Here is an 11757-nt window from a genome sequence, read left to right on the forward strand (position 1 = left end):
AGCTATACTATGTTTACCTATAGCAATAAAAGTTTATTAAGTAAAAAACCTATGTGTATAGAGATAAAATCTTTACCACATAGGTTTTTCAACTCAACTTAAGTTGTTGACATTGGACACTAGCCTTTTCTTATTAGTTTAACAATTTATTATTGTTAAGAATATCTTTAATCATAGCTATATTTTCTGTTAGATCACTAAGTACAACAACGGCCTGTCCTAACTTATCATCCCCTTTTGCCAATTTGTTCTTATTATAGATTTTCTTGATTTCTTCATATCTATGACTTTCATCTTCAGAAAGACAGCCTACAAGTTCCTTCCATTTCAGAATATTAGATTCAGCACCCGATGTTAAAGTTTGACAATCATTTTCATAACTGGCTAAGATTTGAGCAAAGAGTTCATCATCATTCATGACAGAAACAACCTTTTCAGCAATTTTGTTCATATTTCTGTAAGAGCCCTGTAACTTAAAGGCTGGTTCTGAACGATATTCATCCGCTTGAGCAGCAGAATAGATATAAGCCATATTGACCTTAAGTACAATATCTCTAACTTCAGATAGCTTTTGAAGTACACTGATATATTCATTGAGCTCATCGGCTGAATAACTCATTGACAATTCAACAGCTTCTCTATCAGCACCTTCAGCCATTTTAATCAAACCATATAAATCTGCTGGATTTCTATTAGTCAACTTAGATAATACTGTATTAGATGTTAAAGCATTTTCAATATATGATAGCTTGAAAGCTTCTTCATTTTCTCTAAGCATATCACCTAAGTTGTAAACATCAGCTCTATTGGCAAGCATATCTGGTATTTTAAACTTTTCACCACTTTCAGTATAAGGGTTACCAGCCATAACAACAGCTATCTTTTTGCCTCTTAAGTCATAGGTCTGACCCTTGCCATCATATACACCTTCGATCTTTCTTTGCCCATCACATAAAGAGATAAACTTTTGTAAGAATTCTGGATGACAGTGTTGTATATCATCAATATATAACATAATGTTATTACCCATTTTAAGAGCTAGATTAAGTTTTCTTAATTCTTCTTTGGCACTTGAATGATTTGCTTTATCAGGATCTAATGAAGTTACCTCATGTCCTAAGGAAGGTCCATTGACTTTAACCAGTATAAATCCTAAACGACTAGCTATATATTCCATCAATGTTGTCTTACCATAACCGGGGGGTGAAACCAATAAGAGTAGCCCCATTAAATCTGTACGTTTATCATCTCCAACTACCCCCATTTGCTTAGCTAGGTTATCGCCTACAAGGGGTAAATAAACATCATCTATCAGTTTATTTCTTACAAAAGATGTTAGGACATTGGGCTGGAAATCTTCTAGTCTCAAGTCATTTTTAAAAGTCTTAACTAGGTCTTTCTTAATATCTTGGAAAGTTATAAAATCCCTTACTGTACAATCATCAAAATGCTTTAACTTTGTCATAAACTGATTATATGATAACTCGTAATTGCCATTATCTATTAAGCCATGTGAGCCTACAAGATCTTTAACCAGTTTTTTAGTAGAAACATGAATTACATTTGACAAGTCAACATCTTCTTCCATTAATAGTACGATGACTTCATTTAGTATGCCATTAAGTTCTTCTGCTTCAAAAGCCATCCCCTTATCAACTGTTAACTGATACTCCCAAAAAGCAGCTACCCATTCTTTAATCAGATAGAACAAACCTTCTAGATCATCCTTTGAGTCCTTAACTGATTGATTAAAAGTATGAGATGCATCTTTATCTTTTAGGTACATAATAAAAGCATCATATACTTGTTTGGCTTCCGATGAAATGACAAATGAAGTCCCCTGCATCAATTCCTGACATAAATAATCAGCTGCTTGATTGAGATACGAGAGATCATAAAATGATAGGTTCACATAAGCGTGTCTCATATCTTCTATAACAGTAGGCAAGTAATTATCAAGATTAGGCTTAGAATCAAAAAACATGCTCATCTTAGATAACTGTTGTAATCTTGATGAAAGAATTTTCTTTTTATTATCATCAGCTAAGTGGTTCCAATACATCCTTGCCATTGCTCTTACTTCGTTCTTATATGTCAATAGATTAACATTTTGATGCATATTTAAAAGTGTACTTAGTATTTTTGTTGCATCTTCATCATGTACACCTTTGGTGTAACCTTCTTGATACCTTGACTCCATGAATGATCTAACTTGCTCTAACAATATGGGGTCTGTCATCGATGACAAAGCTTGAATATCTGGAATCTCTTTTAGCATTGCAGCCTGGAATACTTTATATACTAAGTATTCTCCACGATATACTAGTGTATTTTCTGAAAGCAAACTTTGTTCATAAACATGCTTAAAGTTTTCTAAGCCCTCATGTTTAATCTTGTCCCAGAAATCTGTACCTGTAATATGGTAATGTAAATCACCATCTTTTTGTACAATAGTCAAATCAATGTTTTTCTTGTTTACAGAGAAATGATGATCACCTAATTTAATAACATCTTGACCATTTAAGTAAAGGTCCTGTTTGTCCTTTAACTGCCTTAAAGTATTCTCTCTTAAGGATTTAAGCTTAGAAGATATCTCATCTGCTTTTACAGAATCACCTAATCCTCTAAGTTCAGAGATAATATCTCGAACCTTCTCAGCCATTAAATCCGTTGCTAAGTAGCCATTGATTTTTTCTACACTATCTAGACCCAATAGTCTATTTTCAATACCACTAATAATACGGTCTGAGGAATCGAATAATGCTACCAATCGTTTATTTAACTTATCTAAAATCGATTGTTTTCTTGATTCGAAAGCAGAGTATATTTCTTCTCTTTTATCGTCTAATTTAATTAGGTATTCATCAAACTCTGAAAACTTACCCTCAAGTTCTTGGAGTTGAATCATTACCTTGTTCAAGTAAGACTCACATTTATCTTCAGTATCTGAGATTTCTAAATAGTTAACAACAGCTTGTCCTAATAATTTCATTTGAGCATTAAACTGAACAGTCATTTCAGATTTTGTAAATGCTTCAACTTTAGATTTTAACTTTGCCTTTGCGTTGTTTAACAATGAAAACAAGGCTGAAATTTTTTCAATTATTTCTGTTGTTATTGTTGGATCTTCGATCTTAAAGTTACCCACTATATCCATTAAGAGTTCTAAATCGAATGATGTTTTATCCATACGTGCTGAAAGGTCTATACCTTCCTGAGATTTAGTTACCTGTTCAATATCCTCTTGTAAGCTTTCTACTACTACTTCGTATGGCTTTAAGCCATCTGGACTGATGATAAAGTCTACACATTTCACAGAGAATACATCATTTTTCTCTTTCACACGGGCATCTAGTTGATCAACGAATTCTACATTGGTATACATCAAATCTCTAAGCGAGACAATCTGCCCTCTTAAATTTCTAATTTCACCTAAAACATCTACATACTCATTCACTGTATCAAAGGTACCATATTGTAGGTTCTTTAGGAGTTCTTCTGTCTTTGCAGATACATCCTCAATCTGCCTCTTAGTAGCATTTTGTATACGAGTTACTTTTTCGAACTCACTTATTGCAAAAGTTGCAGTTTCTTTGATTTCTTTTAAGACTTCCGAAATCTTAAAAGCCTCATCCTTATCTAACCAGAAATAAGCATCAAGTATACTCTGTGATTCTTTGACAATGTCCATGTAAACTGACTGATAACTATCATTCTTTTGAACCATCTTAGTGACTGCTCGACATGCAGCAATACAATCAACAACTTCCTTATTACCAATCTTATACAAGACTGAATTGTTATCATTTTCACTTTGATGGTCTTTACCAACATAAGGTGTTTGCCATATTTGTAAAGCATGTGTCTTTCTAGGTTCATTCTCATGTCTAAAGACAATCATTTCTCCATTAGAAAAATGTGAGTAACCACTACATACTATTGGCATGTCAATTGTCTGTTCTATCACATTGTATGAATAAATCAAGTAAATGCCGCTCTGCATATTGTAGAAGATATATTGAGAATCTTCACCATTTATTGAAGAGTTTAATTGGTCAAAGACTGTATCTTCAAAAGGTACATCAAAAAATTTATATTCGCCGTTCTGTAAATAATAGCCTTGTGGGAATATCAAACCATGACCACCAGGTAATAGCTTACACGTATTGGCGATAGAGTCTATTCGAACGACGTTTTTAAGCTTGTTGTTATAGACAAAATACCTAAAATCCTTTTCCTTGTATGGAAGAATCTTTAATACTATTAAATGACCTAAATCAGCATAGAATATTTCAGCATCATCTAAAGACTGATCTTTATCTTCAACATCTTCTGAATAAATACCTCGTCCAGTCTCAGTATTGTCTTCAACTTTGATAGTTAAATCACCACCAATTGTTTCAACAAATACTTTGTCTAGAATAGATACATGAGGATGAAGGCCTGTTCTTTGGTTATCTCTTGTTGCCTTTTTAAAATCAAAGTTATTGCCAATTTCAAATTTTACCTCATGCTCACTTCTATCATCTACATAAGTTAGCTTGTCTCCATCAATATGCCATTTAAAAGCCTTAATATCATTGGTATTTTCACTCGTTTGGAAAACCATATAAAAATAAGGTCCAATAATGGTAAACTTAGCAAAGAATGTTGCCTTGTAGTAAAGGTATAAATCCTGGAAGTCTTTTTTGAACTGTGGATCATCAATAAGTTGGAGGGATTCTTGAATAAGTCCCTCATCACCATATCGATATATTGAAAATACATCTTGTATTTCCACTTTATTTTTTAATCCGATATGCACGTTATAACCAAAGATAAAACAATGATCAACTGGTGCCATATCTCTAGGGATACAATTATTTTCAGTAAGAACCCGCTCACTAGATAATAGTTTTGTCTCGATTGATCCAAAAACTTCTTTTCTAACTGTATTTAATTGTGTTGCTCTAGATTTTAAGTCTTGTCCTTGTTTCTCAAGACGACTCTTAATCACTTCATAGGTTCCGTTATCCATGTTATTCTCCAATAACTGTATTGACTAATCTAGCTGGCATGTCAGCAACTCCTGCCTTATGCACAGTATCTAATAATTTGTTTAACATATTCTTATCTGCGCCGTCTGCTGTGTGCATCATTTTACCAATAGCACCTGCAATTGAAAGATTCATTAAATCCTCAGAAGTTAAGTTAAATCTACCTACCAACGTCTTTAACTGGTTTTGGAAGTAATCTGCATCACCTGTAATCAATGTTTCTTTAATATCTGTTAAGACATCACTGTTATCTACCATACGATCAACTGATTTACCTTGAGCGATTGAACCAATAATCTTATCGAAGAACATAGTTTCTCCACCAACGATATCAATCTTAGCTGACTTAAGTGCTTCTTGAATAACAGAAGCTTGTGCATCTGCAATATCTTTTTGAATACTAATTTTTGCAAGGTCGATTTGCTTTTCTTTATCAAGCTTAAGTTTAAACTCTTCATGTTCTTTACCAACATTATCAAGTAACTTCATGCTATTAGCTTTTTCTTTAATACCTTCAGCTTCAGCAACATATTTTCTCTTCAGATTTTCAGCAATAACCAAACCATCTTTTTCTTTAACTTCAACTTTAGCTGTTTCACCTTTAGCTTCAGCCATAGCTTTAGCCTCGATTACTTTCGCTTCAGCAATACCAGTTACTGAATCTTCTAGTATTTTTGCATCCACAATAACTTTAATTGCTTCTGCTTCTTTTTGAGATGATTTTAAGTTGGCATCTGCATCGATAATTATTTTTTCGGCCTCTTTTTCAGCATCTATAAGAGCAACATTTTTGGTACGATCAGCAGATGCCAAAGCACGCGTATCTTTGATTTTTTCTTCTTCAACAACTGTATCTTTTTCAACAGTAACTCTTTCTCTGATAACTGTTTGAATGTTTTTCTTTTCTACCTCTACTTGCTTTTCTTTTTCAATTATTGCCAATTCAACCAATTTTTCTTTTTCAGTCTTCTCAAGAAGTCTCTTTCTGTCTACACGTTCTGTTTCAACAGCTTCTGTAGACTCTTTAGATTTAGAAGCAATAATAATCTGTCTTTCTTTATTTTCTTCTGCAATACCGATCTCCTCTTCAGTCTTAACTCTTGCAAGTTCAGCCTTGTATCTTTCTTCTTGAGCAACTTTTTCAGCTTCTGCATTCTCTCTTGAATTGATGATTGCAATTTCCCTTTTTTGTTTCGCTTCAGCTTCGGCTTTTTGCTTATCTAATTCTAAGATAGCCTCTCTAGCAGCTACATCTTGCTTTTTGATTGTTTTTTCTTTTTCTCTTTCAATCTCATTTGCCAAAATTCTTTGAGTCGCTGTTAACTCAGTAATTTTTTTAATACCTTCAGCATCCAAAATATTATCTACATTCAGAAGTTTAATATCTGTTTGCTCTAAGTAATCTATAGCAGCATCATCTAGTACATAACCATTTAGGTCTGTACCAATAATTTGTAGGATCTCATTTTTGAACTTCTCTCTATCCGTATATAGTTGAACAAAGTCAAACTTTTTACCAACTGTTTTTAATGCTTCTGAGAATTTAGCATCAAAGAAGGCCATTAAAGTTTCAGGATCTGATGCTTTTTGACAACCTAACAATTGAGCTACCTTTAATACATCTTCTGTTGTCTGATTTACTCTTACAAAGAATGCAACTCTGATATCTGCTCTTAAATTATCCTTACAGATTAAACCATCTTTACCTTCTCTGGCAATTTCAACACGTTTGATTGAAATATCCATTTCTTCATATCTATGAATAATCGGCACAACAAAAATACCACTAAAGCAGACCACTTGATTACCCACACCATTTCTAATAATTACCTTTGATTGTTCTACCTTATGATAAAATCTTGAGAACAATGCCAGTAAGCCGATTATTACAATAATAATTCCACCAGCAGTCATTAAAGTCACTTGTGATAAAAAACCCATTTACTTTCCTCCATCTTCTTAATCATAATACTCTTCACTTAATAGCGGTTTTGCTATTAGATAAAAATCTTCATTTTCATCTTTACTAAATACCAATGCATGTTCATTTTTTTTGAAGCTCTCTTCTTTTATCATCACTTTGACATTGATAACAATTGAAGCACCCTCTTGTTCAATCTCAGCTTGACCTAAACGACCATATTCTAAATCTGTGATTAAACGACATTTGTGACTCAAAACCTTATGTTCGATATCATCTTCACCTTTACGATCACGAAATACCATTCTTAAGGGCTTGATTTCAAACTTAGTAATAAACACGCTGACAATTAGCTCTGGCAACAGCAAAATACCACTAATTACTCCACCAGCTTCTATTGGAAGAAAGTATGTCATCATGGCAAGAATCCAGAAATTAGCAGCGACTATACTGAAAACCAATGCAACAGGCACTTGACCTATGTTAATAATTACAGCTAGAGCTCCTATAGGTCCTACACCTTCTGAGCCATCTAGATCCAAATCAAAATCAAGAAAGTCCAAATCAAACAACCCTAGAATTGCAACTAACCAATACAATTGAATCATGAGAAACAGTACAGTTGGGATTATATTAACCCCAGTAAATGCAAATCTTAAAAGTTCTATTTCAACCGCCTCCTTCATTTTTATAAAACACTGTGTGTATTATATCTTTACATAAATCTTCCAACATAAATATTATATCAAACAACAATTGAAAACCCATATTTTTGTATATGAGTTAATTATCTGTTAATATGTTTTGCCTAAAAGTAATGTCTTTAGATAAAAAAAAAGCCAGCAGGCTGACTTAAACAGTGATTTTAATGTTTTGATAATACAGAATATCTATGCGACAACTTTTGAACAAAACACGGTCTCAGTAACAAACGCTGAGCAAGAAGAAAAAACAAAGAAACCTAAGAAAAAGCATACTTACAAACCAAGTTAGTATTCATCAAGAGCTAATATAATATTTGGAAATAACGGCTTATTTAGCATAGAATAAACTATGTAGATAGAGTTAAATCTATGTCACATAGTTTTGCTTATCTCAACACACCTTAATTTGCTGAGATTAACTATACTTGCTAATACAAATCAAAGAAACGTGTTTCGTACATTATAGATGTTTTTGTACCATCTAGTAGATATATATTGTCTATTTGGATGGTATATTTTTTATCTAACTCATACTCATAATCATCTGGTCGAAAGACAATACAAAATGGGACACCGTATCCAGCTGTGCTTACGTTAAAATAATCACCTTGAAGATCTTTGTTGTTGCTGTTAAGAACGCGAGTATTGCCTGTTTCATCTATTATGGATACTGTAATGTCTGAAATCTCAGATGCGTCATAAATACCTGGATTTAATGAAACGGACCATGGTATTTCATTTCCAAAAAACTCTATAGGAAAGGCTTCTTTATTTGGCCAAAGTACCATATCAAAGTCTCTAGATTCTATCTCCATGCCTTTAAAAACTTTTACAACTGTATAATACCTGTAGAGATCATCTTTTTCAACATAGCCAATACCGAACTCTTTTAGACCGGGAAGTAGTTGCCACCTTCTGTGACCAAGGGCTGCTATATTACTTGGATCTTCATCATCCATCAAACGTTTGATGGCATCCGCAATGCCTTCTACACCTGCTGCCAAGTTGCCTGTAGATGTACCATTATAACCCTTTTGGTACATATCTTCAGTCATCCCTTCAGGCTTACTGGGCGTATGAGAAAACTCACTTGTTGCAATTAACAAGGCACCGTTTTGGGCGTATTCATTGGCTGTATCAGATAGATAAACATCCGGTGAAACACCACCAATGTAACGGACAAACTTCATCATATTCAGGCCATCTGTTAAGTAGTTTTGGTTGAGTGCACCAGCTTCATAAGGGACTTGTAAAGACGGAATTTCCAAGAAAACATCACTTTGGATAGGCATTCTATTGGCCCATTCAGCCTTAATTTCAGACACTCTCTTTTGGTAGAGACTCCATTCGTTGTCTGGCTGATCTCTTAAATCAGGTTTTATAACTTTTGAAAGAATAACAGCAGCTTCAGCTCTATTTGCTTCATTGTTAAGACCAAAAGATCCATCTGGATAGCCACTAATGATGCCTGTTGAATATATTCTAATGGCAATGTTTTGCCAATATGGTGTCATGGTGTCCAAGTCATTGATGGCGTGGGCATAGTCCATAAAGTTATCAGGCACCTCTACACCTGTAGCCCTTAAAACAATTCTGCCCATTTCCCCTCTGGTTACAGGTCGTGTATAGGAATTGTATTCTACTTCTGCAATGATATTTAAACTGATGGCTTTCGCAATATAACCATCAGACCAATGCGTTGTTTCAACTTCTGCTTGATCTTCTCCCATAGCCTTGAGGGTTAAGGTTACAAACTCTTCTACTGATATGGTTTTATAGGGTCTATAGGTCATATCCTCATAGCCAGATGTTACATCTTCATCCACGAGTATTTGAACATAATCATAAAACCAGTCACCTGACTCTACATCTACAAAGGTGTCTTCTGCAAAGACAGGTGTTGCAAATATAAAAATTAGAATTATCAAAAGTTTTTTCATAGATACCCCTTTTATTGAAAAGTTTAATGATATAATGTTTTAAAGGAGGCCTTATGCAACATATCATTGTATTTGAACAAAAAACATTTATGATGCAGCGCATTACTGGTATCTTAGAAAAGTTACCGTGTAAAGTCTATGCTGCCTTGAATTACTTAGAACTAGAACACTTTTTAAGTCTTGATTTGGTCCAAGTAGATATGATCATAGCAGAGCTTGATTTTTCTAATAATCAAGAAATTGAAATGATTGCATCTTATTTAAAACATTACCCAAATACCAAGCTGATAATCTTTACTTCAGATTCTAGTAGAAAAGCATTTCTTGATTCTATCAAAGTTGGTGCATCTGATTATATCATTCAAAGTATCTCTGACGATGAGATTTCAGCGAGAATAGACCAACACTTGTCGAAAAAAGCATCTGATCTGATACCGACGCATTTGATCTTAAATCTTAATAAGTACATATCTGGTGAACTCATAAAGGCCAACAAGGGCGGTTACAAGTTGACGGTTGCTTTTTCATCAATTGTAAACGAGTCTGGCTCACACGTTGAAAAAGAAGATACATCAAAGGTTGCCAATTTCTTTTCAGCTAACTATTGGGACACTGACTCTATTGTTATTTACGGATTCAATCACATGTTAAGTTTCTTTCCATTTTGTGATAAGGATATGATTGAACTGGTAGATGAAAAATTACAATATATGTTCGCAGCATTTAAGAGCCAAAATATCCATTTAGGTAAGTGTGAACTTAGAAATACCTATGTAACCTTCCCTGAAGAAGGTTTAACAGTTGAGGATATCTTAAAAATTGTGAGACGAAAAATTGAAAAATCTACATTAACAACTCGTTAGAGTTGTTTTTTTGTAGTGGCCATCAATAAGTGCAATAAGTTCATCTTGAGAACAATCGTGCCAGTTATCCTCTGAAATACAGTCATGATTAAAATCAATCTTGAGCTTTGGACTGAGGTCGTATGTTTCAAACCACTTGTCATAAGCTTCCTTTAAGTCTTCCATATAATCTCTAGGAATCATCTGGGCTTCCGTAGAACGGTTTCTTTTTCTTATACGGTCCATGGCAGTATCGACACTGACATCAAGGTAAATCAATAATTTTGGCCTAAAGGTTACCTGCAACATATTTTTTAGAAGATCTTGATAAACTTGAAACTCATCTAGGGTCATCTGCTTTCTTTTCAAAACAGTACGCGAAAAGATCTCATCACCATAAATAGACCTATCAAGTATGCCCTTGAGGTCATTTGCTTGGATATGTTTGATGTCTTTAAAGCGCTGGGTTAAAAACATTACTTGAGTGGCAAAGGACCATCTTTTAGGATTATCATAAAAACGATCAAGCATTCTTTGTACCAGTGAGGCCTGACTTTCATCTTTGATTTCTTCAAAGAATGGCAGCTTATAATGATCACTTAAGAGTCTGCCAACCGTCGTCTTACCAGCACCAATGATACCATCTATGATAATTGCCTCATTGACCTTATTTGCATAATTTTCTTTTATACTAGATATGTACATTCTACCTCCAAAAAAACTGAAGTTTACACTTCAGTTAATTCTTTTCTTATATTGTATCTTTTTGAGCATCATTTTTAAATAATCATCTATGGAATTGTCATACAAATCTGACACTTCAAAGACTTCATAGCTCAGTTTATGACCATCCGTTGCATGGTAAAACTCATTTTCTATACGCTTGCATATTTTTTGACCGTTTTCATGATTGCAATCAACAAGTATTAAAAAGAACTTATCACCTTCTATTCTAAAAAAAGAATCCAGTTCATCTCTGATCAGGTGTTTGCTGAGTTTACTAAAGGACTTAATTAAAGAATCACCAAAATCTGCACCATAGGTTTCATTCACACTAGACATAAACCTGATATCAAAAAGACACAGGGAGATATCGAAATGCCAACGTTTTTTCATATTGATGGCTTCTCTATACTTCTTAACTAAATGCTGCTTGGTATAAGCCTCAGTCAGTAGATCTGTTGTTTTGTTAAGGGACAAACGATGTTCAAGGTTCTGTATAAGGTATTCCTTTTTCATGTTCATCCTCTTTAACAAGGCAACTTCTTTGTTTAATCTTTCAATTTCTAATTCTAATTTATTTTTTTTCTTCAT

At 33.8% G+C, this 11757-nt stretch carries 7 protein-coding genes; 1 reads left to right on the forward strand and 6 read right to left on the reverse strand.

Annotation, left to right across the window (positions count from 1 at the left end; translation table 11 throughout):
* Positions 1–133: 133 nt before the first annotated feature.
* The 4 genes from EZV73_RS19605 to EZV73_RS19620 all read right to left on the reverse strand — a co-directional run bounded on the left by EZV73_RS19605 (position 134) and on the right by EZV73_RS19620 (position 9601).
* Complete coding sequence (locus EZV73_RS19605; protein WP_240842110.1) at positions 134–5017, reverse strand: DNA repair ATPase; 4884 nt, start codon at positions 5015–5017, stop codon at positions 134–136.
* A gap of 1 nt (position 5018) precedes the next feature.
* A complete protein-coding gene (locus EZV73_RS19610; RefSeq protein ID WP_240842111.1) occupies positions 5019–6977 on the reverse strand; it encodes a flotillin family protein in 1959 nt (652 codons plus the stop codon).
* Positions 6978–6995: 18 nt separating this feature from the next.
* Complete coding sequence (locus tag EZV73_RS19615) at positions 6996–7520, reverse strand: hypothetical protein (RefSeq protein ID WP_240842112.1); 525 nt, start codon at positions 7518–7520, stop codon at positions 6996–6998.
* 569 nt (positions 7521–8089) lie between these two features.
* Positions 8090–9601 (reverse strand): S-layer homology domain-containing protein, encoded by a 1512-nt coding sequence (locus EZV73_RS19620; RefSeq protein WP_240842113.1) that lies wholly within the window; start codon positions 9599–9601, stop codon positions 8090–8092.
* Positions 9602–9654: 53 nt separating this feature from the next.
* Between EZV73_RS19620 and EZV73_RS19625 the strand changes: the two genes are divergently transcribed.
* On the forward strand, positions 9655–10464 hold the full coding sequence (locus EZV73_RS19625) for a response regulator (RefSeq protein ID WP_240842114.1): 810 nt from the start codon (positions 9655–9657) through the stop codon (positions 10462–10464).
* Here EZV73_RS19625 and EZV73_RS19630 read toward each other — a convergent pair.
* Complete coding sequence (locus EZV73_RS19630) at positions 10450–11148, reverse strand: deoxynucleoside kinase (protein ID WP_240842115.1); 699 nt, start codon at positions 11146–11148, stop codon at positions 10450–10452. The genes EZV73_RS19625 and EZV73_RS19630 overlap by 15 nt on opposite strands.
* 30 nt (positions 11149–11178) lie before the next feature.
* Positions 11179–11757, reverse strand: a complete 579-nt coding sequence (locus tag EZV73_RS19635) for a diguanylate cyclase (protein ID WP_240842116.1) — start codon at positions 11755–11757, stop codon at positions 11179–11181.

Source organism: Acidaminobacter sp. JC074 (assembly GCF_022496765.1).
Taxonomy (GTDB): domain Bacteria; phylum Bacillota; class Clostridia; order Peptostreptococcales; family Acidaminobacteraceae; genus JABXKX01.